Genomic DNA, 25,028 nt, shown 5'->3' on the forward strand with positions numbered 1-25,028 from the left:
AGGCCATGAATGGGAATTTGTACTGATCATAATTGAGTAAAAATGATTGGCTTGGCTGTCAATCACAAGAAGTGGAGGTTCGGATTCCCCTCACCCATCCATCTTCAACGCATTGATGAACGCTTCCTGCGGGATCTCGACCTTGCCGAACTGACGCATCTTCTTCTTGCCGGCCTTCTGCTTTTCCAGAAGCTTCTTCTTCCGGGTGACGTCGCCGCCATAGCACTTTGCCGTCACGTCCTTGCGCAGCGCCGACAGCGTCTCGCGCGCGATGACCTTGCCGCCGATCGCCGCCTGGATCGGGATCTTGAACATGTGGCGGGGGATGAGGTCCTTCAGCTTTTCCACCATCGCGCGGCCGCGCATCTCGGCCCGGTCGCGGTGGACCATCATCGACAGCGCGTCGACGGGCTCGTCGTTGACGAGGACCTGCATCTTCACAAGCCGGTCCTCGCGGTAGCCCAGCATCTGGTAGTCGAAGCTGGCGTAGCCCTTCGTCACCGACTTCAGCCGGTCGTAGAAGTCGAAGACGACCTCGTTCAGCGGCAGGTCATAGACCACCATGGCCCGGCTGCCGGCGTAGGTCAGCTCAAGCTGGATGCCGCGCCGGTCCTGGCAGAGCTTCAGCACGTCGCCCAGATAGTCGTCGGGCACCAGGATCGTGGCCTTGATGCGCGGTTCCTCGATGTGGTCGACATAGGTCAGGTCGGGCATGTCGGCGGGGTTGTGCAGCTCGCGCATCTCCCCGTCCTTCATGAAGAGGTGATAGACCACCGAGGGCGCGGTGGTGATCAGGTCGATGTCGTACTCGCGCTCGATCCGGTCGCGGATCACCTCGAGGTGGAGAAGGCCAAGGAACCCGCAGCGGAAGCCGAAACCAAGCGCGGCCGAGGTCTCGATCTCATACGAGAAGCTCGCGTCGTTCAGCGCCAGCTTCTCGATCGCGTCGCGCAGGTCGTCGAACTCGGCGCTGTCGACGGGGAAGAGGCCGCAGAAGACCACGGGCTGCGCCGGCTTGAAGCCAGGCAGCGGCTTGGCGCAGGGCTTTTTCTCGTGCGTGATCGTGTCGCCCACGCGGGTGTCGCGCACCTGCTTGATCGAGGCGGTGAGCACCCCGATCTCGCCCGGGCCAAGCTCGGCGATGTCGACCATCGCGGGCTTGAGGACGGCCAGCTTGTCGATCTGGTACTTGGCGCCGGTCTGCATCATCAGGATGCGGTCGTTCTTGCGGATGACCCCGTCGATCACGCGGATCATGACGACGACGCCCAGATAGCTGTCGTACCAGCTGTCGACCAGCATCGCCTTCAAGGGCGCGGTCCGGTCGCCCTTGGGCGCGGGCAGGCGGGTGACGATGGCTTCCAGCACGTCGGGGATGCCCAGGCCCGTCTTGGCCGAGATGCGGATCGCCTCCGAGGCGTCGATGCCGATCACGTCCTCGATCTGCGCCTTGACGCGGTCGGGCTCGGCCGCGGGCAGGTCGATCTTGTTGAGGACCGGCACGATCTCGTGGTCGGCGTCGATCGCCTGATAGACGTTGGCCAGCGTCTGCGCCTCGACCCCCTGGCTGGCGTCGACCACCAGAAGCGAGCCTTCGACCGCGCGCATGGACCGGCTGACCTCGTAGGCGAAGTCGACGTGCCCCGGCGTGTCGATCAGGTTCAGGACATAGGTCTTGCCGTCCTTCGCCGGATACTCGATCCGCACGGTGTTGGCCTTGATGGTGATGCCCCTCTCGCGCTCGATGTCCATCGAGTCGAGAATCTGCTCCTTCATGTCGCGTTCGGCCACGGTCCCGGTCAGCTGGATGAGCCGGTCGGCAAGCGTCGACTTGCCGTGGTCGATATGGGCCACGATGGAGAAATTGCGGATCTGGGCGAGGTCGGTCATGGGCCGGGATATGGAGGGGAAATCGGGGGCCGTCAATGGCGCCCGTGCGGGATGTTCCTGGGGCGGTCAATGCTTAAGCATCTGAAATATATGGAAATTGAGCGCAGCGCACGGTGAGACGCCGCGCTGGTGCACAGTTGCTGCCGGAACTTGCCCCGCCGGGCGGCCTTTCAGGCGACACATATCCATGGCAGGCTTGCGCCATGGCCGACCCGACGACCCCCTCCGGCACCCCGCCCCAGCTGACGCTTTCGGTCCGCGTCACGGGCCGGGTTCAGGGCGTCTGGTACCGCGGCTGGACTGCCGCCGAGGCCACGCGGCTGGGTCTGTCGGGCTGGGTCAGGAACGAGGCCGACGGGTCCGTCCTGGCCCTGTTGCACGGCCCCGGGGACAGGGTGCGGGCGATGGTCGCGCTCATGCGGGACGGCCCGCCTGCGGCGCGGGTGGATCGCGTGGAAACGGCAGCCGGCGCGGCGCCGGATGCCTTTGGTTTTCGCGTGATCCGCTAGGTCAGACGTCCTCGATCCGGATCGCGACGGGTTCGTCCACCAGAACTCCGGTGCCCCGCATGCCGCCAATCGCGGCGTCGATGGCGGCCCGGGTGGCCTTGTGCGTGACGATCAGGACGGTGGCCGACGGCTCGGTATGCTCGCGCTGGCGCATCCGGTCGATCGAGATGCCCTCATCCCCGAGAACCGCGGCGATCTTGGCCAGCGCGCCGGGTTTGTCCTGAAGGCGCATGCGCAGGTAGAAGGGCGCCGCACCCGCTGCCACGGCGCTTGCCGCGGGCAGAAGCGTCGTCGCCGGCTGGCCGAAGACCGGAAGGCGAAGGCCGCGCGCCAGGTCCATCACATCGCCCATGACGGCGCTGGCCGTCGGGCCTTCGCCCGCGCCGGGGCCCGAAAGCACGATCCGGCGCACGGCGTCGCCTTCCAGCACGACCATGTTGGTGGCGCCCTCCAGCTGGCCCAGCGGGCTGGTGGCCGGGACAAGGCAGGGCGACATGCGCTGTTCAAGCCCGCGGCCTGTCATTTGCGCCACGCCCAGAAGCTTGATCCGGAAGCCCATGTCGGCGGCCTGCTCGATATCCTCGATCGAGACCTGCTCGATCCCCTCGATCTCGATCCCCTTGAAGTCGACCTGCGTGCCAAAGGCAAGCGCGGCCAGCAGCGCCAGCTTGTGGCCCGCGTCGATGCCGCCCACGTCCAGCGTCGGGTCAGCTTCGAGATAACCCAGCGCGTCGGCTTCGGCGAAGACCTCGTCATAGGTCAGGCCCGCACTTTCCATCCGGGTCAGGATGTAGTTGCACGTGCCGTTCATCACGCCGAGCACGCGGGTGACCTGGTTGGCGGCCAGGCTTTCGCCCAGCGCCTTGATGACGGGAATGCCGCCCGCTACGGCGGCTTCGAAGCGGATCGTGACGCCCTGCGCCTCGGCCAGTTCGGCCAGTTCCTGACCGTGGATCGCCAGCATCGCCTTGTTCGCGGTGACCACGTGCTTGCCGGCCTTCAGCGCGGCGCGCGTCGCGGCCAGGGCCGGGCCATCGGAGCCGCCCATGAGCTCGACGAAGACGTCGACGTCGTCGCGGGTGGCAAGCGCCACGGGATCGTCTTCCCAGGCATAGGCCGACAGCGACACGCCGCGGTTCTTGTCACGGGTGCGCGCCGAGACGGCCGAGATCGCGATCGGCCGTCCGGCGCGGGCCGTCAGTCGGTTCGCCATGCGCTGCACGATCTTCACGGTGCCGGTGCCGACCGTGCCAAGTCCCGCGATCCCAAGGCGCAAGGGGGTGGTCATCGTGTCAGGCTCCCGTCCGTTTCTGGCGTCACCCCGGGGTGTTAGACGAAAGCGGGCGCGTCGGCAATCGACCCTCAGGCGGCGATCCTCAGGGGGTTGTGGCAAGCAGCGCGTCGGCCCGTGATTGCAACGCCGCCGCCTGGGCCTGCAGGGCCGCGTCGGTTTCGGCCTCGGCGGCGAAGACGGCGGCGGCTTCGTCGGCGTTCTCGGGCACGCCCTCAAGCGCCTGCGACAGGGGCAGGAGGCCGGGATAGCCGTCAACCCCGGTCGGGTCGCCCGCCAGCGGGAAGTCGCCGCAGGCCGCGACGATCAGCAGGGCAAGAAGGGCGGGAACAGGGCGCATCGGGCCATCGCGTCGCGGGTTTGGCGCAGGGTAGGGCGGCCAGGCTTGGCCTGCAAGGGACGGACCGGGATCGGGGATTGAACTGAACGGATGTTCAGATAAACGTGGGGCATGGCCAGGAAAACCGGATCTCATGCCGACGTGACGGGTCCGCGCGTGCGCGCGGCGGCCGAGCGCCTGATCGCCCGGCATGGCTTCGCCGCGGTGTCGATGCGCCAGATCGCGGCCGAAGTAGGTTTGCAGGCCGGCGCGCTTTATCTCTACACCCCCGACAAGCAGACGCTTCTGTTCGACATGATGCGCGCCCATCTGGAAGAGCTTCTGGCCGCCTGGGCCGAGGCGGACCCGGGCGGCGCGCCCTTGCCCCGGCTCGAGGCGTTCTGCCGTTTCCACATCTGCTTCCACCTCGACCGTCCGGACGCGGTCTTCATCGCCTACATGGAACTGCGCAACCTCGCGCCCGGCAACTTCGCCGCGATCGAGGCGCTGCGCCGGCGCTACGAGGCCGCGCTGGAAGCCATTCTGGTGGACGGCCAGGCAAAGGCCGCCTTCGAGGTTCCCGACGCGCGCCTGACCACGATGGCGCTGATCGCGATGCTGACCGGGGTCAACACCTGGTACCGCGAAGGCGGGCGGCTCAGCCGCGCCCGCGTGGAAGAAATCTATTGGGACCTTGCACGCCGGGCGGTCGGCGCCTGAGCGGGATGCCCGGCCCGCGCCCCTAGTGCGGGGCGCGGATGAAGGTTCCGTTGCGCAGCTCGGCCATGGCCTGCATGAGCTCTTCGCGGGTGTTCATGACGATCGGTCCGTGCCAGGCCACGGGCTCTTCGATCGGCGCGCCCGAGATCAGAAGAAAACGCAGGCCGTCAGGCCCGGCGGTAACGGTCACCTCGTCGCCCGTGCCGAAGCGGATCAGCGTGCGGTCGCCCGACAGGTCGCGGATCGCGACCTCGCGTCCCAGGACCTCCTTCTCCAGAAGCACGCCCTGCGGCGCCGAGGCATCGGTGAAGCGGCCCGAGCCGGCGAAGACATAGGCGAAGGCGCGGCGATAGGTGTCGATGCGGAAGGTCTTGCGCAGCCCCGCCGGCACGGTGATGTCGAGGTACTGCGGATCGGCCGCGATCCCGTCGACCGGGCCGCGCTTGCCCCAGAACTTTCCCACGACGACCTTCACCCGCGTGCCGTCGTCGTCGATCACCTCGGGGATGTCGAGTGCCCCGATATCCTGATAGCGCGGCGCGGTCATCTTCAGCGCCGAGGGCAGGTTTCCCCAAAGCTGAAAGCCATGCATCCGGCCATTGGCCGCGCCCTTCGGCATCTCCTGATGCAGGATTCCCGACCCGGCCGTCATCCACTGCACCGACCCCGCGCCCAGCGTGCCGCGGTTGCCCAGCGAATCCGCGTGCTCGACCGTGCCGTCAAGGACATAGGTGATCGTCTCGATCCCGCGGTGCGGATGCCAGGGAAAGCCGCGCAGGTAGTCCTGCGGGCGCTCGTTGCGGAAATCGTCGAACAACAGGAAGGGGTCCAGCATCGTGGGGTCGTCGAAGCCGAAGGCGCGGTGCAGCTTGACGCCCGCCCCCTCCATCGTCGGGACGGCCTTTGACTGGGCGATGACGGGACGGATGGACATGGCGACCCCCTGTGCTGGCGCTCCTGTCAGATAGGCGTTGCGCCACGTCCGGTCCAGCGCGTGGGCTGTGCGGCGGCCCGCAGGTCCTGTGCGCCTCAGCCCAGGAAGATGCCCACGATCACCGCCATGAGCCCCAGCGCCGAGACGGCAAGCGCGCCCAGGTTCAGCGCCACCACCTTTTGCAGCCGGGCGCGCAGGTCTTCGTCCGAAAGCCCCGCGCGGCGGGCGCGGACGGCAAGAAGGATGCACCACACAAGGCCGAGAAGCCCAAGCAGCGTCAGTCCCGCGCCGATCCAGACAAGAAGTTCCATGCGCCCTCCGATCCCGGTCAGGGTTTCCTGCCGCGGTTCCGCGCCTAGCCGATGGCGCCCGCCCCGGCAAGCCCCGGAGACCCCCGGTCACATGGCGGACGGGCCGCCGACAGGGCCTTGCGGCAGCGCCGGCGCGCCGCTAGTCAGGCGCCCTGACATGGAGGCCCGAGCATGAGCGACACCGCGACCGACATTCCCGAACCCACCGTCACCGACGCCACCTACCGCGTCACCGCAGACGAACTGCGCCAGTTCATCGAACGCTGGGAACGCCTCGAGGCCGAGAAGAAGGACATCGCCGACCAGCAGAAGGAAGTGATGGCCGAAGCCAAGGCGCGTGGCTATGACACCAAGGTCATGCGCAAGGTCATCGCGCTGCGCAAGCGCGACCGCGACGAGATCGCCGAGGAAGAGGCGGTTCTCGAGATGTACAAGCAGGCCCTGGGAATGTGAGGCCGCGCCTTGCCCATCACGGCTTGATGAGCGTGATCCCGTCCATGGCGCTCAGCGTGGCGACGTCCGCGTCGTAGGTGGCGGTGATCTCTTCGACCAGATCCTGCGTCCAGCCGGGCAGGTCGATCTCGATGTCGAGCCGGTCAAGCGCGGCGTGCTCGTCCAGCAGATCGAGGATCTTCTCGCGCCGCGCCTGGGGCGCCTCGCGCGGGTGCTCGGCGACATGTCGGGCCAGTTCTGCCATGCCCGCGCGCTGCATCACCTGCGCCAGCATGTCGTATTCCCCCTCAAGCGTCAGATCGTCGGGCAGGCCGGTCAGCGCGTGCAGGATGTCGCCCCAGATCAGCGGCGTATCCTCGTTGCACCACAGGATCAGCGGACAGCCTGGATTGGCCGCCTGCACGCGCAGGATCGCGTCGGTCCAGCGGAAGGCACGCGGGTCGGCGCCGCCGGTGAAGGCCTGGTAGCTGGTGCCGCGCAGGCGGTTCGACGCCAGGAGCGCCGGCACCAGCGTTGCGGGGTTGCGCAGCGCCATCGCGAAGACCGACTCGCAGCCCGGGAACAGCGCGCGCAGCCACGCGGTCTTGTAGGCGCGGTTGTAAAGCCGCCCGGCCTCGAGCGCGCGCTCGGGCACGCAGATGAAACTGTCCGAGGTCAGGATCAGCCGCTCGGGCTCGTCCATATCGAGGACCGATTCGAACAGCGTTTCCTGGACGATCTCATCCGGTTCGGCCCCGCGAAGGGTGCCCACGAGGTCGCCGATGAGCTTGCGATACCGGCTAGGCCCGGGAACGACGACCTCTTCGGCCAACAGCAGGTCGGCGTTGCGCAGCAGCGACCGCAGCAGAAGCCCATGGTCGGTCTGGTGGGCGCCAAGATGAAAGACGACCTGCATGGGGCGGACGGGGTCCCTTCGCCGGGTGGATTGGGGGGACTATATTGGGAATGCCGTGTTAAGAAACCCCGGACAGACGTCTTCGCACAGGCCGAGACGCTTGCCCTTGGACCCGCGCAGGATTATTGCAGTCGCGTGCCCCTATAGCTCAGCTGGTAGAGCAACTGATTTGTAATCAGTGGGTCGGGAGTTCGAGTCTCTCTGGGGGCACCATGAAACCCGTGACTTATGGCCCTTGACGATTGGCCTTTGGCCACAGAGTAGCCAGCATCGCGCGCCGTTTCTGTTTGGATGTTGCGCGCAACTGCCATGTCTGGACCCAAGGCATCGTCCGAATCCCCGACCTCACCCTGCAGGGATCGCAGGCTCTGACGCCAAGGCCCCGTCCAGTCTCTGCTTGCGACGCTCCCAGTCGGGCATCGCTTTATCGAGTCGCTCGAGAAAGGTGGCGCGTGATGAGGCCCCGCCACGTGACAAAGCTCATGGGTGACCACACGGTCAATGGCGTCGAGGCGCGCCATACCGTTGGCGTCCCTGCACCGGATATCGTGGGCAACCCAAGTGCGGGACCGATGCCGAACAGTTTTCCGACCCGACCTTTGAGCCTTGTGCCCGCTCGAGAACTGATGCGCCGGAAGCAATCGATCCGGCGACGACCCTTCAGCCGCCGCCGGACCGCAGCACGCGGAACCACACACCCGGACGAAAAAGGGTAAGCTGGAAAACCTCGTCCTCCGCGAACTGATCCCTGGCGATGATCGCCCGACGGCACGCAGGGCAACCCACAACACCTGTCATTTCCTGTCTGGCGCCGTCCCGGCCCCGTCGGGACGCGCCATACAGCCGCAAGTCGATTTCTATTCCGGGCCTTGTGACGCCGCTCTGACTACGGTCGGACAGGACCGGACGGCGCGGCCTCCGGGAGGATACCCGAGATCCTCTGGCAGCGTCGCTCGCGCCCAACAGCGGTGACATCCGACCAGATCGGGTTGCCCTCGAAGCTCCCGCCCACACGATGATACCAGCCGACCAAAGCCAGTTGCCCGGCCTCGGTCCGCCACGGCATCACGATATGTTCGAGCAGCAGATCACCCTTTGGCTGAACGAGGCGCAACACGCTCCACATGGCCGCGCGATCTTCCAACGCCCGCATCAGATCGCTGTGCCATGCAAGCTCCAGACCGCCCAGATCGAAGTCGAGGACCGTTCGCCCTTCGATGGGCGTTCCCAACAGCTGCACCGTCGTGTCATCGGCCTCGGACAGCAAGAAACGAGTGATGATCAGGGCATCGGATGAGGCAAGACCCGACCGCGCCGCTGCACGTTTGTGCACCGGATGCACCCCATATGACGCAGGGCCCGTCCAGAACTGTCCCGGCGCGACAGAAGGCTGGGTGGGCAGTCCCTCCCTGCGCTTGCGCACGACCGCACAGATTTCCGGCGATGGTTCGCTGAACCTTGTGTACACGGACGTCTTCGGGGGCACGCGTGCCCAACGTGTACTGCGGGTGGGGCCGATGTAAGTCAGGGTTCTCCGCACGTCCGGCAAGAACATTCCATGGCTCCTTCTCAAGAAAAGGTGGGCGGATCGGGGCATGGGGAACAGGGATCCGATCCGCCCAGGGCTCGGTGGCTGCGGGGACAGGCAGAACCACCAGAGGCATTTCTTCAAGTCATCGCAACCATCGCCGCGCGTCCCTTGGAGCGTGCATAGCCCCGAATGACATCGAGAATGCCATTCGCAAGCTTGCTCTGTGCGCGCATCATGGCGAACTCCTTCAGGACTTCGGCCTGAACAACAGGATGGCACAACTGGATCGAGGGCAAACCGTTCATCTGCGCAATGACGTCGTTGCGTTTCCGCCCTTCGAGAACATCCAGATAGGTCCCCGGACAGGGCTGTGCGGCGGCCAACATGGCATCCTGAAGCGCGCCGGAAACGAGTTCTGAAATCTCTTGCGCGGAGACCGCAACCGACTTGGCTCGGTCAAGACCCGCGTCCGACGCCGTGTCGCGGCTTGCGAGGGTCGATGCGGCATTGGATCGGCGGCGGCTGGGCCCGGCCTTTTCGGCGCAGTGCGATGCTGTGTCGGTCATATGAACCTCCGTTCACTGTGATCGTGGGGCACATATAGCCAACCGAAGGCTGCGTTCTTCCCGTAGCGTTCGACGAAGTTGTAACAGCCGATATGGAGAGCGGGTCCAGCAAAACTCTGTTACAAAAAAGGCGGTCGCCGCCGCCCTGCGCCGCTTTGCCAGTGCCGGCGGCCTGTGGCAACTAGACCTCGATTTCGGTGAAGAAGCACGACCCGCGTGAGCAGAACCCGACATATTCTCGTTGTTGACGACGACCGCGAAATCCGGGACCTCGTCGGCAAGGTCCTCGAGCGTGACGGCTTTCGGATCAGTCGGGCGGAAGACGGCGTGGCCATGCGGCGCGCGCTCGCCGACGGGGCCATCGACCTCATCGTGCTTGACATCATGTTGCCGGGCAAGGACGGCCTAGCCCTGTGCCGGGAACTCCGGGGGGCCAACGATACGACCCCCATCATAATGCTGACCGCGAAGGGCGACGACATCGACCGCATCCTCGGGCTTGAAATGGGGGCGGATGATTACCTTCCAAAGCCCTTCAACAGTCGCGAACTGACCGCCCGCGTGAAAGCCGTGTTGCGCCGCGGGGGGGCTGAATCCGAGGCCAGGCAGGCGGATCAGGTGCGCTTCTATTGCTTCGACGGCTGGCGCCTTGATGTCGGAAAGCGGGAGTTGCTAAGTCCCGAAAGCGTCGTCTTGTCGTTGAGCAGTGGGGAATTCGACCTTCTTCTGGCGCTCGTGCAGCGCCCGCAGCGAACGCTGACCCGTGACCAGCTTCTGGACCTCACCCGGGGCCGCGCCGCGGCGGTCTTCGACCGCAGCGTCGACATCCAGATCAGCCGCTTGCGCAAAAAGCTCGGAGACGATCCGAAGGAGCCCCGAGCGATAAAGACCGTCTGGGGCGGCGGGTATCTTTTCGCACCGGACGTCTCCACGGAATGAAGGCGTTCGACAGCCTGAGGGCCCGCACCGCGGCGATCGTGATCGCAGGTCTCGTCGTGTCCAATACGGTTGGCTACGCGCTTTATTCCCGGGACAAGCAGGACACGCTGATCCTTCAGGACGGGCTTGACATGTCCGAGCGCGCGGCGGGGGTAAGCCGCCTGCTGCGCGATATCCCCGATGACTGGAATGCCGATATCGTCGCCGCCTCGGACAGCCGAGCCTTCCGGGTCTGGGTAACCACGACGGCACCGTTCAGGAATGACCAGCCAACCGAAGAGGAACTCGAGCTTGAGGCCTATATCTCGGACCTCGTCCCGCGCATACGCCACAACGAGATCATCGTTTGGTTCCGGCCCGAGCTTCCAGCGCGCCTGGTCATCCCTGCCGGGCCGGCAGGGGCCCAAGCGGAGGCCGGCGTGGACGCCGCCGAACGCCTTTCATTCGTTCTGTCGATCAATCACGCAGAGCATGAGTGGCTGAATTTCCTTGGTCAGACGGCTCCGACAGCCAGCTATCTGCCGACGTTCCTCGCCCTGAACCTGCTGAGCGCGGTTTTTGGGCTTGGGATCGTTGCGCTGTGGCTCGTCAACCGCGTGACGGCGCCCTTGAATGACCTGGCGCTGGCCGCGCAACGTCTGGGACATGACCTGACCGCCGAGCCGCTGAGCGAGAAGGGGCCCGCTGAAGTGCGCGTTGCGGCGCGCGCCTTCAACGCCATGCAGGCGCGGCTTCTCCGCCAGATTGAGGGACGAACCGGCATGCTCGCGGCAATCTCGCACGATCTCCGCACCCCGATCACGCAGATCCGGCTGCGCACGGAACTCGCGCCGGAGTCGGACGAGCGCAACAAGACCCTCGCAACGCTCGACGAGATGAACACGATCATCGGAACATTCCTCGATTTCGCCCGAGCCTCCGGTGACAGCGAAGCCCGCACCACCGTGGACATGGGCAGTCTGGTCGAAAGCATTTGCGACGATTTTGCCGATGACGGCGCCGACATCACCTACCAAGGGCCCGACGGGATCCGCTACATGTGCAAGAGGCTGGCGATGAAGCGGGCGGTCACCAACATCATAAAGAATGCGATCACCTACGGTTCAAGCGCTTGGGTGACGCTGGCCGTTCGCGGTCACGATCTGGTAATCGAGGTCGGGGACGATGGACCGGGAATTCCGGAAAACGAAATTGAAACGGTCTTTCAGCCGTTTCGACGCCTGGCGTCCGACCACGCGCTGCATCCGGACGGCGTCGGTCTGGGTCTGAGCATCGCACAGACAATCATCGAGGAACATGGCGGCAAAGTCGTGCTGCTGAACAGGCCGACCGGCGGTCTCCTCGCGCGCGTAAGCCTTCCGCAAGCGGAAACCTCGATGAGGAAACAGCCCGGCAAGCCTTACGCCCGCTAGCGCCCTTGCTCAGTCTGTGAAGCGAGATCCTTGTCGTTTGGGGAGTCTTTCGCGCGTCGTGGTGCCCGCGTTGCCAGGCTGCCTTCAATCAACGAAGCCTCAAGCGGCATCGAATACCTGATCGAAGCGAAAGTCCGACACTGGCAAAATTCGACGAACACGAGCAGTGGTGCAACCGCCATTGGAGATCCGCAGCGGGTTCCACTCTGTCCTGGTGCGCTGCCACTTGGACTTCAGCGTCGTTGATCAAGTGGACCTTCGTTCATGCGGCAGCGAAGGTGCGACCTTCGACCCGTTTGGAGTCAACCGCCGCACTGCCATCTGACCTGATCGGCCGCCGCTGAAGTTGAAGGGACGGCCCAGCGCCGACACCTGCCAGAGGAATCCGGATCTCCACGTCCGGGGCGACCCCGACCCGCCAGCCAAGCCCGATCTGGGGCCTGCAGCGCGCGGATGTTTCGATACACGACTTGGTCGCGCGGGTTTTCTGTTGAACCCAGGGTGCCGCGCGGCGTAACTGGGGCCATGATCACCCAGAAGATGAAGTACGCGCTGAAGGCCCTCATGGAACTCGCCGCCGAGCAGGCGGGGGAGGGGCGTCCGCTGCGGATCGAAGAGATCGCGACTCGGTCGGGGGCGCCGAAGCGGTTCCTCGAGCACATCCTGCTCGAGATCCGCAACGCGGGCTTCATCGCCTCGGTGCGCGGCCGGAACGGGGGCTACGTGCTGATCAAGGAGCCCCGTGAAGTTCCTCTGAGCGAACTCATGCGGCTCATCGACGGACCCATCGCGCCGCTCCCGTGTCTGTCGCGCCGGGCGTATCAGCGCTGCGAGGATTGCCCGGACGAGGCCGCGTGCCGGCTGCGGGACGTCTTCGGCGAGGTCTTCTGGTCCTATCTGATCCTCATCGAGTCGCTGACGCTGGCGGACCTCGCGGAGAAGCCCGGCCTGGTCGCGGCACGGGAAACACCGCAGACGCCGAAGGCCTGAGCGACGGCCGGGGCCTGACCGGCAGAGGGCGCCGGAGAAGATCCTTCTCTTATCACGACAAAAATGGACGTGATTATTCTGTTGCTTTTCTCGACTGAATCTGTCGTGATGATCGTCAATATGCCGCCACGCGCGGCCCCCTGGTGGAGACGACGGAATGCGATTGATCGACAGACGCCCGACTGCCTTCGACCGCGCGGTGCTGCCCAACGACCGCCGGCAGCCACGACCGGCCAGCGCCCACGTCAAGGCCGAGGGGCCGGACGCCGAGGCGTCGCGCGGCAAGGGCCCCGAACGCATCCTAGGCTTCATGCGGATGTTCACCCTGGCGGTTGCCGTGGGGATGCCTTCGGCGGCCATGCTGTCGGCCGCACCGGCTTCGGCCCAGTCTCTGCTGAACGTCAGCTACGACCCGACGCGCGAGTTCTACCGCGCGTACAACGACTGGTTCGCAACCTGGTGGGAAGCGCAGGGCAACCCACGCCCCGTCATCGAGACTTCGCACGGCGGGTCGGGCGCACAGGCGCGTGCGGTGATCGACGGGCTTGCCGCGCAGGTGGTGACGCTTGCGCTCGCCAGCGACATCGACGCCGTCGCCGCGAACTCGGGCAAGATCCCGGTGGACTGGCAGTCGAAGCTGCCGCACAACTCCGCGCCCTACACCTCGACGATCGTGTTCCTCGTGCGCGAAGGGAACCCCAGGGGCATCTCGGACTGGGACGATCTCGTGGCCGAGGGCGTGCAGGTCATCACGCCCAACCCGAAGACAAGCGGCGGGGCGCGGTGGAATTACCTTGCCGCCTGGGGCTACGCCGAAGCGAACGGGCTTGACCCCCAGGCCTTCGTCGCCGCGCTATACGAGAATGTCCCCGTGCTCGACACCGGCGCACGCGGATCGACGACGACCTTCGCGCAGCGCGGGATCGGCGACGTCCTCCTTGCCTGGGAGAATGAGGCCTACCTCGCCCTGAAGGAACTGGGCGAGGATCGGTTCGACATCGTCGTGCCGTCGGTGTCGGTGCTCGCCGAGCCGCCGGTGGCGTTGGTCGAGGGCAATATCCCCGACGACGCGACCCGCGCGTTGGCCACCGCCTATCTCGAGCAACTCTACAGCCCCGAGGCGCAGGCGCTGGCGCTCAGGCACTTCTACCGGGCCTGGGACACCTCGCTCGCCGCGCCCGAGGACGTCGCCCGCTTTCCCGAAGTGGACCTCCTTCCGATCAGCCACTTCGGCGGCTGGGCCGAGGTGCAGCCGACGCACTTCGGCGACGGCGGCATCTTCGACCAGATCTACAGCGAGTAGGCCCATGACCTCGCGCGGCTATTCACTGAAGGCGCCCACCCCGATGCCGGGGTGGGGGTTGTCGTTCGGAATCATGGTGACGATGCTTTCCGTCGTCGTGCTGATCCCGATGGGCGTTCTGCTGTGGCGGGGCTTCTTCGTCGCGGGCCCCGGAGCGATGTGGGAGGTCATCAACCGTCCGCGCGTCTGGGCGGCGCTGGAACTGAGCTTCCGCGCGGCGCTGATCGCCTCGCTCTTCAATCTTGTCTTCGGCGTGATCCTTGCCTGGGTGCTGGTGCGCTACCGCTTTCCCGGCAAGCGCATCCTCGACGCCGCGGTGGACCTGCCCTTCGCCTTGCCGACGGCGGTGGCGGGCATTGCGCTGACGGCAATCTATGCGCCGAATGGTGCGCTCGGGGCGCCCCTGATGGAGATCTTCGGGCTGCGCGTCGCCTACACAGAGATCGGCATCTGGATCGCGCTCGCCTTCGTGGGGCTTCCCTTCGTGGTGCGCACCGTCCAGCCCGTGATCGAGGAGATCGACCGCGAGACGGAAGAGGTCTCGGCCACGCTCGGCGCCTCGCGTCTTCGCACCGTCAGCCACGTGATTCTGCCGATGCTGGCGCCCGCGGCGCTTACGGGCTTCGCGCTGGCCCTCGCGCGGTCGGTGGGGGAATACGGGTCGGTCATCTTCATCGCGGGCAACCTGCCCAACGTGACCGAGATCGCGCCCTTGCTCATCGTGATCCGGCTTGAGGAGTTCGACTACGACGGCGCTGTCGCCATCGCCATCGCGATGCTCACCATCTCCTTCGCGCTGCTCCTCGCGATCAACCTTATCCAGATCTGGAGCCGCCGCCGCATGGGCGCGGTGTGAGGAGTCCATGACTGACACACGCGCCAATGCCTTCGCTGCCCCGCGCCGCCATCGCGCCCCCACGTCCGAACCGGCCCTCGTGAAGTGGGGGCTGATCGCGCTTTGCCTCGCGGTGCTTGCCGTCCTTCTCTTTGCCCCTCTGATCGTCGTCTTCGCCGAGGCGCTGCGCGAGGGATGGGCCTTCGCGCTCGCCTCGCTGTCCGACCGCGACGCGCAGGCGGCAATCCGCCTGACGCTGACGGTCGCCGCGATCTCGGTCCCGCTCAACGCGGCCTTCGGGATCGCCGCCGCCTGGGCCATCACCAAGTTCGACTGGCGCGGAAAGGCGTGGGTCATCACGTTGATCGACTTGCCGTTCTCGGTCTCGCCGGTGGTCGCGGGGCTGATGTTCGTGCTGCTCTTCGGAGCGAACGCCTCGCTCGGCGCCTGGCTCGTGGCGAACGGCCACCCGATCGTCTTCGCCGTGCCCGGCATCGTGCTGGCCACGATGTTCATCACCTTCCCCTTTGTGGCGCGCGAACTGATCCCGGTCATGCTCGAGCAGGGCCGGGCGGAAGAGGAGGCGGCCCTGACGCTTGGCGCTTCGGGCTGGCGGACGTTCCTGACGGTGACGCTGCCCAACATCCGCTGGGCGCTTCTTTACGGCGTCCTTCTCTGCAACGCCCGCGCGATGGGAGAGTTCGGGGCGGTCGCCGTCGTCTCGGGCAAGATCCGGGGGCAGACCACCACGATGCCGCTGATGATCGAGATGTTCTACAACGAATACCTTTCGGTCGCGGCCTTCACGATGGCGGGGCTTCTGGCCCTTCTCGCCCTCGTCACGCTCACGCTCAAGTCGGCGCTGGAGTGGCGGTATGCCGACCAGCTTGCCGCCAGCCACCGTCATTGAGGAGAGACCGATGAACATCGAGATCGAGGACATCACCAAGGCGTTCGGCGTCACCGCCGCGCTGCATCCCGTGTCGCTCGCCATCCCCTCGGGCACGCTCGTTGCGCTGCTTGGCCCGTCGGGATCCGGCAAGACGACGCTTCTGCGCATCCTGGGCGGGCTCGAGGTCCCCACGGCGGGGCGCGTGCTCTTCGACGGGGACGACGCGACGGGGCTGAGCGTGCAGGAGCGGCGGGCGGGCTTCGTTTTCCAGTCCTACGCGCTTTTCCGGCACATGACGGTGTTCGACAACATCGCCTACGGCCTTCGTGCCCGCCCGCGCAAGACGCGGCCGCCGAAGGCCGAGATCGCGCGGCGGGTGGGCAAGCTGCTCGACCTTATCCGGCTGCCCGATATCGGCGCGCGCTACCCAAGCCAGCTTTCGGGCGGCCAGCGCCAGCGCGTGGCGCTGGCCCGCGCGCTTGCCATCGAACCCCGGATGCTCCTTCTCGACGAACCCTTCGGCGCGCTCGACGCCAAGGTTCGGAAGGAGTTGCGACAGGGCCTGCGCGAGATCCACGACACCACGGGCCTCACCACGGTCTTCGTGACCCACGACCAGGAAGAGGCGATGGAACTGGCCGACCTCGTCGTCGTGATGTCGATGGGCCGGGTCGAGCAGGTCGGCCGCCCCGACGACATCCGCGTCCGACCCAAGACCCCGTTCGTGCGCGACTTCATCGCGGCATGAGCGAGGTGCCGACACTCGATCTCACCATCGCGGTGTGTCTGCGGTCTTGCTGCCTCACCTCGCACTTCGACCATGCCTGACCGCCGCCGAAAGGTGTTTTCGTGATGCCTGTTTTGCCAATCATGAGTGACGCCATTTCCGCGCCCCAAGTCTGGAGTGCATCTCGTCGCTCATCGGTGCGGCCAGATCGGATCCCGGGGGCTGCCACGCCGCTTGCGATACCGCTCTTTTGGTTCAGACGCGCACTGGCACCATGCGACGGAACGCCGAGACGTGCCATGCCGGTCGCGACGGTTCTCCATATGTCGCGCACCGTCCGGGGCCGGATTGAATGCGTGTCATCTGCGCCTGCTCTCCACGAATGGTAGAACCGCGCTGGGCTAGGAAACCCGCCAGCTTGGCGTAGCGGTCATCCGCCTGACGGCATCGGCGCGCGTGTCGAGGACCGCCCGCCGCTGGCGAAGCTCATGTCCGGTCAGGCGGGGCACTGGACTTAGTGAGTATCCAGCCGTGCTGCGGATTTCCTGGACGCCCGACGCCCCACCATGCCCAGACCGGCCGCCGCGCCCATCAGGAGAAGGGCGGAAGGAGGAAGCGGGACGACCTCAACGGATGTTACTTCAAACCTTAATGAGTAGTCCCAATTATAAAGCTGGCGTCCGTCAACAATTCCGCCCATGTAGCAATTCCCGCAGTTGTAGTCGAAAGAACTTTCAGAGGCCTCGCGGGCAATCCTGCCAAATATACCGGAATCGCAGTACATATCCAGACACATGCTGAAGAAACCATTTTCCATGAAGCTTGCGCCATAGTAGGCGTTTATCCAGTCTATTCCATAAAAGCCGCTGCACTCGATTGGCGAGTTGATGCAGTCAACCGTCACCGACCCGTCGTCAGCTACAGCGGCCTTCATTCGGACGTTCCACTCTTGACCGGGCGTGAGCCCGAACGGGTCTTGGAACCCCCAAATGTCATCCGACTTTGCAAGCGTGGAGCCAAAAGGCAGGTCGTAACCATCAGGTCCGTCGCCTGTGACATATGCATCGATATAGAACGCATCCACATACCTGAGCGTGAAGCGGTAATCATAATAGGTTGTCGCTTGCGACGCGGTCGGCGCCACTGCCAAAACCGCCAGCAGGATGCCCGCAGAAATACCCGACGCTCCCGCATGGAAGCGCTTGAAAACCCCAGTCATTGTATCCCCCACCACCTAAAAAAATAAGGTCGTTAACAAAGGTTAACGGTAGCCGATTCGGCAGAACGCGTCACCTGAAATGACCGCGCGATCCTTCCGTGTCCGGGGGCGGGCATTCGGCCCGTGGCGACGGCTCGGCGCGGGGACCCGACAGGCCAACGGCAACATGTCGATGCATTCCGGGGGCGGGGAGGGGCAGAGCCCGGCATCCCCCCGTTCCCTCACTACGCAGGCCGCCCCGCCACGCCCTGCGCCGCCTATAGGCCGGCGGACGCCGCCGGGGACGCTGGCGCGACGGGCGCGGTCGCCGAATGCCCCGTCGTCTTGCCTCGCTTCCTGCCGGCGCAGGCCGGGTCTGGGGCGGGGGCCTCAGATGCGAAGCCACCCCGGCAGGCCGTCGGGCGCCCGGCCGCCCACGGCGGCCTCGACGCAGTCGGCAAGGCTGCCCAACCGCGCGTGCCGGCCTGAAAGCCCGTGCGCGTAATGGGCGTATTTCCCCGAGTTGGTCATCAGGCCCTGCGCCTCGGGCGGGAAGATCGGCTCGATCACCGAACACCAGCACAGGTCGGGGATCAGGCGCACGCCTGCCGCGTTCAGCCGGTCGACCAGCCCCTCGTCCCTGGCCTGGCGCAGGACATCGCGGCCGATCGTCACGATCAGATGCGTGGACGGCGCGCAACGGCGACCGTCAAGAAGCTCGGCGATCCGGCGCGCCTCGGACAGCGAGGCGTGCGGGCTGCCGATCGCCACAAGGTCGATCCGCTCTGCGCCCCGGTTGAGTTCCTGCCAGGCCTCCACGAAGTCGGGCGCCGCGATGCTGCGCCGCCGCGCATCGGGGGCAGGGGGCAGATCCGCCTCGGGCGTGTGGCCCGCGATATGAAGCATGGGCGCGCCCGAGGTCGTGCCGAAGGCCGCGCACAGCGCCTTGAGGTCGTCGCGCGAGGGATGAAGGGCCTCGAGCCCGGTCAGAAGCGGGACATGGTCGGGCGACGCTCGCCCGGCAAGCCACCCCAGAAGCGGCCAGAACAGATCGTCGACCGGCCCCGGCGGCGGCGTGACCGCGATGATCGTGCGCGGCCGGCGCCCGTCGTCCGTGTAGACCCCCGAGGCCGGCGCGCGGCCGGTCATCGCGATGAAGAGATCAAGGTAGTCGGGGTGTTTCGGGGTGCGCGCGCCGAGCACCGTGTTGGCGAAGATCACGGCATTCGATTCCGACCAGCCGATGACGTCGCCCGACCGTGGCGCGTCGTCCAGAAGGTAGGGCGCGCAGGTGAAGGTGGGCCGCGCGCCCATCCGGACATAGGCGTCAGCCAGGCGGCTTGCGCGCAGGCCGAAATCGGCGGGGATGTTCTGGCTGCGCCAGTTCTCGCGGTCGACCGAGATGGCGTTGATCGTGGTCGGAACCGAGACCCGCGCGCCGAGGTCGGCCATCTTTTCGGCGAAGATCAGGTTTGCGGAATGCGCGAGGATGCATCCGTCGATGTGCCCGCGCGTGACGTCGACAAGCTCGGCCGTGCCCTCGGCCGCCGCCATGAGGCACAAGATCTCCATCGCCTGTCGGGCCGCCGGGCCGGCTTCGCCGTTCAGAAGGGCCTGGTCCGTCTCGGACAGGCGCAGGTCGGCCGCACTTGTTTCGACAAGCGCGATGGCAAGGTCATCGGCGGTCAGCCGCCGCCCCGAAATCACGGCACGCTCGGCGCGGGCAAGCTGGTCATAGGCCTGGTCCGGCAACGAGATCGTGGGCAGGGGCCGGCCGAAGATGCGGTCGGAGACCAAGGCGCCGAGGGTCAGGATTTCCTCGCGCTCGCGGAAGACAAGGGCTGCGGGGGCAAGGCCCTTGAGCGAAAGTTCAAGAAGGACGCCGCTGCCGCTGCACGATCCGCGTGACGTGGGCATCAGCAGGATCCTGCCCGAGACGGACGCGCCATGGTTCGGATGGTGGACGTCGATGATCGTGCCCGTTTCGGGATCGACCCCGCCCCAGAAGCTGAGGCCCTCGGCGCAGACAAGGACCTCGCCCGCGGCCTCGCCCCCGGCGATGATGCGGCCGTGCCCGCCGGTTTCTTCCGTTCTGGTCATCGTTCCGTTCCCCCTTCGGTCGAGGCCGGGTTGTCTGCGCTGTCCGCAGCCGGACGCGGTCTATTCCGCCGCAAGCCGGGCCGTGCCCTGCGCCTCGTGCAGCCGCCGATAGGCGCCGTCGCGGCCCAGAAGCTCGGCATGGGTCCCGGTCTCGACGATCCGCCCGTCCTCGACCACGACGATGCGGTCGGCGTTGCGCACCGTGCCCAGGCGGTGCGCGATCACCAGCACGGTGCGGCCCTTCGCAAGATCTTCGAGCGAGGCCTGGATCCGCCGCTCGGTCTCGGAATCGAGCGCGCTCGTCGCCTCGTCAAGGATCAGGATCGGCGGGTTCTTCAGAAAGATCCGGGCGATCGCCACGCGCTGACGCTGGCCACCCGACAGCTTCACGCCGCGCTCGCCGATCACGGTGTCGAGGCCGTCGGGCAGATCGGCCACCAGCGCGTCCAGCCGCGCTCGGCGGACGGCTTCGACGATCTCGGCCTCGGTCGCGTCGAGACGGCCATAGGCGATGTTCTGGCGCAGCGTGCCGGCGAAGAGAAAGACATCCTGGCTGACGATGCCGATCGCGCGGCGCAGAGAGGCCAGCGTGACGTCGCGGATATCGGCGCCGTCGACCGCGATGCGGCCGTCCGTCACCTCGTAGAAGCGCGGCACGAGCGCCAGAAGACTGGTCTTGCCGGCGCCGGACGGGCCGACGAAGGCCACCGTTTCGCCCGGCAGGATGTCAAGGTCGATCCCGCGCAAGACCGGGCGCTTGGGGTCATAGCCGAAGGACACGCCCTCGAAGCTCACGCGACCCGCGACCTCGTCAAGCTCGCGCGCGTCGGGGCGGTCGGCGATCTCGGGCGGGGTGCCCAGGAATTCCAGATAGCGGCGGAACCCGGCGATGCCCTTGGGATAGGTTTCGATCACGGCGGCGATCTTCTCGATCGGCTGGTAGAAGACGTTGACAAGCAGCAGGAAGCCCACGAAGCCGCCGATCGTCAGGCTTCCCGTGGCCACGAACCACGCGCCCGCGATCAGCAGCAGCACCTGCACGATCCGCATGCCCAGGAAGTTCAGGGCCAGCGTCGCGGCCATCAGCCGGTAGGCGTCAAGCTTGACGGTCCGATATTGCGCGTTCTCACCCGCGAACAGCGCCTCTTCATGGGCCTCGTTGGCGAAGGCGCGGACCACGCGAGCCCCGCCCACGTTTTCCTCGATCCGGGCATTGAAGGCGCCGACACGGGCGAACTGGGCCTGCCAGTTCGTCGTCATCCGAGCCCCGTAGTGCAGCACGAGGAAGGTCAGGAGAGGCGCGAGTGTCGCGGCGATCACGGCAAGCGGCCAATGCACCCAGAACATCAGGCCAAGCGCGCCGAAGAAGGTCATCACCGCCACGAACAGGTCCTCGGGCCCGTGATGCGCGACCTCGCCGATCTCTTCGAGGTCCTTCGTCAGCCGTCCGACAAGATGCCCGGTCTTCTGGTCATCGAAGAAGCGGAACGACAGACGTTGCAGATGTGCGAAGGCGCGGCGGCGCATTTCGGTCTCGATCGCGATCCCAAGGACATGGCCCCAGTAGGTCACGACCACCATGAGGGCCGCGTTCACGAGGTAGACGAGCAGAAGACCCAAAGCCGCCAGAACGATCGTGTTCCAGTCGCCCTGCGGCAGCAGACGGTCCACGAAAAGCGTCACCGCCAGTGGAAAGCTCAGCGACAGAAGCCCCGACAGCACCGCGCAACCGAAATCGACGATGAAAAGCCCGCGATGGGGCCGGTAGTATTCGAAGAACTCGCGCAGCATGTCCGTCCGTCCAGGTTCGGCGACGAAAAGACCACAATCCGCCGGCCTTGACGAGAGCGCGCGATGCGGGCGGCGCCCATGTCGCGCCGCTCTCCAGGCTCGCCGCCGCGCGACGCTTTTTCCTATCGGGGCGGGCAATGGTTCATGTAGATGTATGTCTTCCTCAACCCCGTGGAGCGTCTTCATGTCAGCGGTCTTCCGGAGCCTCGGCGCGGACCTTGTGCGATTTGCCTGCGCGTCGGCCCTCGTGGTTCTTGTCGCGGCCTGTGGACGCCCGCCGGAAATCATCGGCATCGAGAACCGCGAAGTCCCGGTCGAAGCCATCGCCGATCTGGATCGACACCGGGTCTTCATGGTCACGACCCGCGAGGCGTCCTCCGAGGTCGGCGCGCTTTATGGACCTGACCGGTCGGCAGACCTCGGGCTTGCCTCTGTCGACGTGACCGTGCCTCCGACACATGTCGTCGGGGAACTCGAGCGGCCTGACCGCCTGCCCCCTGATCCCCGGACAGAATTCGCCATTGTCCAGCCCGCCGCTTATGCGACGGATGCCGCGTTCGTGGCGGCCATCGACCGCGAGCTTGCGAAGCGCCCGCGCGGCAAACGCACGCTTCTGCTGTTCATCCACGGCTACAACACCTCGACCACGGACGCGATCCTGAGGCTTGGCCAGTTCGTGGAAGACACGGGGTTCGAAGGTGTTCCCGTCCTCTTTTCCTGGGCCTCCGCCGCCCGCACGCCGCTTTACGTCTACGATCTCAACAGCGCATTGGTGGCGCGGTCCCGCATCAAGGACCTGACCCGCCTGCTTGGCGCCACCAAGAACGAAAGCGTGGACGTCTTCGCGCATTCGATGGGCACGTTCCTGACGATGGAGGGGCTGGTGGACGCGCAGCTTTCCGGGACGCTTGGCACCCAGGGCGTGGTCGAGACGGTCATCCTTGCCTCGCCCGACATCGACATCGACCTGTTCCGCACCCAGATCGCCCAGCTTCCACGGCCTTTCGTCGAAAGGATGTATCTGCTGATCTCGCAGGACGACTATGCCCTGCGCCTGTCGCGCCGGATCGCAGGTGGCGTTCCGCGGGTCGGTGCGGCCGACGCGGCCGAGCTTGAGAACCTTGGCGTGACGGTGATCGACCTGTCCGAGATCGACGACACGAATGCGGGAAGCCATTCCAAGTTCGCGGGATCGCCCGAGGTGGTGCAACTGATCGGCGCCGGTCTCAACGGCGCGGGCCGCTTCGACGAGGGGATGGAACTGAGCCTCGACCAGGTCTTTCTGGGCGTGCCGATCCGCATCTTCGGCGATTGAGGCCCGGCGTGTCGTTTCGCCGTCAGGCCCCCTCGCGCACCGTGTCGATCATCATCTGCACGTTCGCGGGATCGGCGTCGGGGGTGATGCCATGGCCCAGGTTGAAGATGTGCGGGCCGTTCGAGAAGGCCTTCACGATGCGCCGGGTCTCGGCCACCAGGTCGTCGCCCCCGGTCACCATGTGGCGCGGGTCGAGGTTGCCCTGCACGCAGCCGTCGACCTGAACGTTGGCCGCCGCCCATGCTGCGCTGACCGAGTTGTCGATGGCCACGCAATCGGCGCCGGTGGTCTTGGCGAACCCGATATAGCCCTCGCCCGCCTCGCGGGGGAAGGCGATGACGGGCAGGCCCGGGTGGCGGGCCTTGAGTTCTGCGATGATGCGTTTCGCGGGCTCGACGGCGTAGCGGATGAACTCATCGCCCTTGAGCGAGCCCGCCCAGCTGTCGAAAAGCTTCACCGTCTCGGCCCCGGCCTGAACTTGCATCGAAAGATACTCGATGGTGGCGTCGGTCAGCCGGTCGATCAGCGTCTCGAACAGCGCGCGGTTCTCGGCCTTCAGCGCGTGCGCGGGCCCCTGGTCGGGGGTTCCGCGCCCGGCGATCATGTAGGTGGCCACCGTCCACGGCGCGCCGGCGAACCCGATCAGCGCCGTCTCGGCGGGCAGTTCGCGCGACAGGATGCGCAGGGTCTCGTAGACCGGGGCGAGGTGATCGTGGATGTCGTCGGCGCCCTTCAGCTTTGCGAAGTCCGCCTCGGTGGTGATGGTCGACAGGCGTGGGCCCTCGCCGGTCACGAACCACAGGTCCGCGCCCAGCGCGTCGGGAATAAGCAGGATGTCGGCAAAGAGGATCGCCGCGTCGAAGCCGTAGCGGCGGATCGGCTGAAGCGTGACCTCGGCCGCCAGGTCGGACGTATAGCACAGCGACAGGAAATCGCCCGCCTCGGCGCGGGTCGCGCGGTATTCGGGCAAATAGCGCCCGGCCTGCCGCATCATCCAGATCGGCGGGATCGGAAGAGTTTCGCCCGCGAGGGCACGCAGAAGCAATTTGTCTGTCACCGGCTCACCTTAGCTCGTGTCGAACCGTGGTCCCAACTGCGGCGGCGGAAGTCAATACGGCACAGTTGTCAGGCACGGCTGACACGTCTACAGGTGGCGGCATGACGCTTGATTTGCCCACGCCCGAGGCTCCGCTTCGGATCGGAACCCGGGGATCGCCGCTGGCGCTGGCCCAGGCCCATGAAACCCGCCGCCGCCTGATGGCGGCCTTCGATCTGCCCGAAGACGCCTTCGAGATCGTGGTGATCAAGACCACGGGCGACCGCGTGCTCGACCGTCCGCTGAAGGAGATCGGCGGCAAGGGCCTCTTCACCCGCGAGATCGAGGACGACATGCTGGCCGGCCGGATCGATATCGCCGTCCATTCGATGAAGGACATGCCGGTGGCGCAGCCCGAAGGGCTGGTCCTTGACTGCTACCTTCCGCGCGAGGATGTGCGCGACGCCTTCGTGTCGCCCCATGCGGGCGGTCTGGCGGACCTTGCCCCGGGCACCCGCGTCGGCACCTCAAGCCTGCGGCGCAAGGCGCAGCTTCTCAATCGGCGTCCCGACCTCGAGGTGGTCGAGTTCCGCGGCAACGTGCAGACCCGGCTGAAGAAGCTCGACGATGGGGTGGCGGCCTGCACCTTCCTGGCCATGGCCGGGCTGAACCGTCTGGGCATGACCCATGTGGCCCGCGCCACGATCGCGCCCGAAGAGATGCTGCCGGCGGTGGCGCAGGGCGCGATCGGGATCGAGCGGCGGGCGGACGACAGCCGCGCGGCCGGTCTGCTCGAGGCGATCCACGATGGTCCGACGGGCCGCCGGCTTGCGGCGGAACGCGCCTTTCTTGCCGCGCTCGACGGCTCGTGCGAGACGCCGATCGCGGGCCTTGCGGAACTTGACGGGGGAACCCTGCGCCTGCGCGGAGAGATCCTGCGCACCGACGGCTCCGAAGCGCTGGCCGACGATCGGACCTGCGCCGTCGAGGATGGCCCGGACCTTGGCCGGGCGATGGCGGCCGAACTGCTGGGGCGCGCAGGCGAGGGGTTCTTCGCCTGGCGCTGAGTCG

At 66.3% G+C, this 25,028-nt stretch carries 24 protein-coding genes and 1 tRNA gene; 13 read left to right on the forward strand and 12 right to left on the reverse strand.

Going from position 1 to position 25,028, the window contains the following annotated elements; genetic code table 11:
• Positions 1-90: 90 nt before the first annotated feature.
• On the reverse strand, positions 91-1,890 hold the full coding sequence (lepA, locus tag ACRDNQ_RS01220; protein WP_431826798.1) for a translation elongation factor 4: 1,800 nt from the start codon (positions 1,888-1,890) through the stop codon (positions 91-93).
• A 203-nt stretch (positions 1,891-2,093) separates the two neighbouring features.
• On the opposite strand from lepA, the gene ACRDNQ_RS01225 reads away from it, so the two are divergent.
• Positions 2,094-2,399, forward strand: a complete 306-nt coding sequence (locus ACRDNQ_RS01225) for an acylphosphatase (protein ID WP_431826799.1) — start codon at positions 2,094-2,096, stop codon at positions 2,397-2,399.
• A 1-nt stretch (position 2,400) separates the two neighbouring features.
• Here the strand turns inward: ACRDNQ_RS01225 and ACRDNQ_RS01230 are convergent, their stop codons facing one another.
• Positions 2,401-3,687, reverse strand: coding sequence for a homoserine dehydrogenase (locus ACRDNQ_RS01230; RefSeq protein WP_431826800.1), 1,287 nt, complete (start codon positions 3,685-3,687; stop codon positions 2,401-2,403).
• 88 nt (positions 3,688-3,775) lie between these two features.
• On the reverse strand, positions 3,776-4,030 hold the full coding sequence (locus ACRDNQ_RS01235; RefSeq protein ID WP_431826801.1) for a hypothetical protein: 255 nt from the start codon (positions 4,028-4,030) through the stop codon (positions 3,776-3,778).
• Between the two features lie 111 nt (positions 4,031-4,141).
• Between ACRDNQ_RS01235 and ACRDNQ_RS01240 the strand changes: the two genes are divergently transcribed.
• Positions 4,142-4,729 (forward strand): TetR/AcrR family transcriptional regulator, encoded by a 588-nt coding sequence (locus ACRDNQ_RS01240; RefSeq protein ID WP_431826802.1) that lies wholly within the window; start codon positions 4,142-4,144, stop codon positions 4,727-4,729.
• A 22-nt stretch (positions 4,730-4,751) separates the two neighbouring features.
• Here the strand turns inward: ACRDNQ_RS01240 and ACRDNQ_RS01245 are convergent, their stop codons facing one another.
• Together ACRDNQ_RS01245 and ACRDNQ_RS01250 are read right to left on the reverse strand one after the other, a co-directional pair.
• Positions 4,752-5,663, reverse strand: coding sequence for a pirin family protein (locus ACRDNQ_RS01245; protein ID WP_431826803.1), 912 nt, complete (start codon positions 5,661-5,663; stop codon positions 4,752-4,754).
• A gap of 95 nt (positions 5,664-5,758) precedes the next feature.
• A complete protein-coding gene (locus tag ACRDNQ_RS01250) occupies positions 5,759-5,974 on the reverse strand; it encodes a hypothetical protein (RefSeq protein WP_431826804.1) in 216 nt (71 codons plus the stop codon).
• 171 nt (positions 5,975-6,145) lie between these two features.
• Here ACRDNQ_RS01250 and ACRDNQ_RS01255 point away from each other — a divergent pair, with 171 nt between their 5' ends.
• Entirely contained in the window at positions 6,146-6,427 is a 282-nt protein-coding gene (locus ACRDNQ_RS01255; protein WP_431826805.1) for a DUF2312 domain-containing protein, read from the forward strand.
• A 16-nt stretch (positions 6,428-6,443) separates the two neighbouring features.
• On the opposite strand, the gene ACRDNQ_RS01260 is transcribed toward ACRDNQ_RS01255, so the two are convergent.
• Positions 6,444-7,322: a hypothetical protein gene (locus ACRDNQ_RS01260; protein ID WP_431826806.1), complete on the reverse strand. Its 879-nt coding sequence runs from the start codon at positions 7,320-7,322 to the stop codon at positions 6,444-6,446.
• Between the two features lie 137 nt (positions 7,323-7,459).
• Between ACRDNQ_RS01260 and ACRDNQ_RS01265 the strand changes: the two genes are divergently transcribed.
• Positions 7,460-7,535 (forward strand) — tRNA-Thr (locus tag ACRDNQ_RS01265).
• Between the two features lie 673 nt (positions 7,536-8,208).
• On the opposite strand, the gene ACRDNQ_RS01270 is transcribed toward ACRDNQ_RS01265, so the two are convergent.
• Positions 8,209-8,655 carry a hypothetical protein gene (locus ACRDNQ_RS01270; protein ID WP_431826807.1) on the reverse strand — a complete coding sequence of 149 codons (447 nt, stop codon included), beginning with the start codon at positions 8,653-8,655 and terminating at the stop codon, positions 8,209-8,211.
• A 335-nt stretch (positions 8,656-8,990) separates the two neighbouring features.
• Entirely contained in the window at positions 8,991-9,419 is a 429-nt protein-coding gene (locus ACRDNQ_RS01275; RefSeq protein ID WP_431826808.1) for a hypothetical protein, read from the reverse strand.
• Between the two features lie 216 nt (positions 9,420-9,635).
• Between ACRDNQ_RS01275 and ACRDNQ_RS01280 the strand changes: the two genes are divergently transcribed.
• The 7 genes from ACRDNQ_RS01280 to ACRDNQ_RS01310 all read left to right on the forward strand — a co-directional run bounded on the left by ACRDNQ_RS01280 (position 9,636) and on the right by ACRDNQ_RS01310 (position 16,538).
• Positions 9,636-10,358, forward strand: a complete 723-nt coding sequence (locus tag ACRDNQ_RS01280) for a response regulator (RefSeq protein WP_431826809.1) — start codon at positions 9,636-9,638, stop codon at positions 10,356-10,358.
• On the forward strand, positions 10,355-11,770 hold the full coding sequence (locus ACRDNQ_RS01285) for an ATP-binding protein (RefSeq protein ID WP_431826810.1): 1,416 nt from the start codon (positions 10,355-10,357) through the stop codon (positions 11,768-11,770). The genes ACRDNQ_RS01280 and ACRDNQ_RS01285 overlap by 4 nt, the downstream gene beginning before the upstream one ends.
• Positions 11,771-12,295: 525 nt before the next feature.
• Positions 12,296-12,760: an RrF2 family transcriptional regulator gene (locus ACRDNQ_RS01290; protein ID WP_431826811.1), complete on the forward strand. Its 465-nt coding sequence runs from the start codon at positions 12,296-12,298 to the stop codon at positions 12,758-12,760.
• 343 nt (positions 12,761-13,103) lie between these two features.
• Positions 13,104-14,063 carry a sulfate ABC transporter substrate-binding protein gene (locus tag ACRDNQ_RS01295; RefSeq protein ID WP_431827834.1) on the forward strand — a complete coding sequence of 320 codons (960 nt, stop codon included), beginning with the start codon at positions 13,104-13,106 and terminating at the stop codon, positions 14,061-14,063.
• Positions 14,064-14,067: 4 nt separating this feature from the next.
• Positions 14,068-14,919: a sulfate ABC transporter permease subunit CysT gene (cysT, locus tag ACRDNQ_RS01300; protein ID WP_431826812.1), complete on the forward strand. Its 852-nt coding sequence runs from the start codon at positions 14,068-14,070 to the stop codon at positions 14,917-14,919.
• Between the two features lie 7 nt (positions 14,920-14,926).
• Positions 14,927-15,808 (forward strand): sulfate ABC transporter permease subunit CysW, encoded by an 882-nt coding sequence (gene cysW, locus ACRDNQ_RS01305; protein WP_431826813.1) that lies wholly within the window; start codon positions 14,927-14,929, stop codon positions 15,806-15,808.
• A gap of 10 nt (positions 15,809-15,818) precedes the next feature.
• A complete protein-coding gene (locus ACRDNQ_RS01310; RefSeq protein ID WP_431826814.1) occupies positions 15,819-16,538 on the forward strand; it encodes a sulfate/molybdate ABC transporter ATP-binding protein in 720 nt (239 codons plus the stop codon).
• Between the two features lie 493 nt (positions 16,539-17,031).
• Here the strand turns inward: ACRDNQ_RS01310 and ACRDNQ_RS01315 are convergent, their stop codons facing one another.
• The 3 genes from ACRDNQ_RS01315 to ACRDNQ_RS01325 form a co-directional block, all read right to left on the reverse strand.
• Positions 17,032-17,736 carry a hypothetical protein gene (locus ACRDNQ_RS01315; protein WP_431826815.1) on the reverse strand — a complete coding sequence of 235 codons (705 nt, stop codon included), beginning with the start codon at positions 17,734-17,736 and terminating at the stop codon, positions 17,032-17,034.
• Positions 17,737-18,105: 369 nt separating this feature from the next.
• Complete coding sequence (gene lhpI, locus ACRDNQ_RS01320; protein ID WP_431826816.1) at positions 18,106-19,815, reverse strand: cis-3-hydroxy-L-proline dehydratase; 1,710 nt, start codon at positions 19,813-19,815, stop codon at positions 18,106-18,108.
• 60 nt (positions 19,816-19,875) lie between these two features.
• Positions 19,876-21,606, reverse strand: coding sequence for an ABC transporter ATP-binding protein (locus tag ACRDNQ_RS01325; RefSeq protein WP_431826817.1), 1,731 nt, complete (start codon positions 21,604-21,606; stop codon positions 19,876-19,878).
• Positions 21,607-21,790: 184 nt separating this feature from the next.
• On the opposite strand from ACRDNQ_RS01325, the gene ACRDNQ_RS01330 reads away from it, so the two are divergent.
• Complete coding sequence (locus ACRDNQ_RS01330; protein ID WP_431826818.1) at positions 21,791-22,921, forward strand: alpha/beta hydrolase; 1,131 nt, start codon at positions 21,791-21,793, stop codon at positions 22,919-22,921.
• A gap of 22 nt (positions 22,922-22,943) precedes the next feature.
• On the opposite strand, the gene hemE is transcribed toward ACRDNQ_RS01330, so the two are convergent.
• Positions 22,944-23,978: a uroporphyrinogen decarboxylase gene (gene hemE / locus ACRDNQ_RS01335; protein ID WP_431826819.1), complete on the reverse strand. Its 1,035-nt coding sequence runs from the start codon at positions 23,976-23,978 to the stop codon at positions 22,944-22,946.
• A 101-nt stretch (positions 23,979-24,079) separates the two neighbouring features.
• On the opposite strand from hemE, the gene hemC reads away from it, so the two are divergent.
• A complete protein-coding gene (gene hemC / locus ACRDNQ_RS01340) occupies positions 24,080-25,024 on the forward strand; it encodes a hydroxymethylbilane synthase (protein ID WP_431826820.1) in 945 nt (314 codons plus the stop codon).
• Positions 25,025-25,028 lie beyond the last annotated feature (4 nt).

The sequence above is a fragment of the Saliniferula longa genome (genome assembly GCF_050789285.1).
GTDB lineage: Bacteria > Pseudomonadota > Alphaproteobacteria > Rhodobacterales > Rhodobacteraceae > CAVPWP01.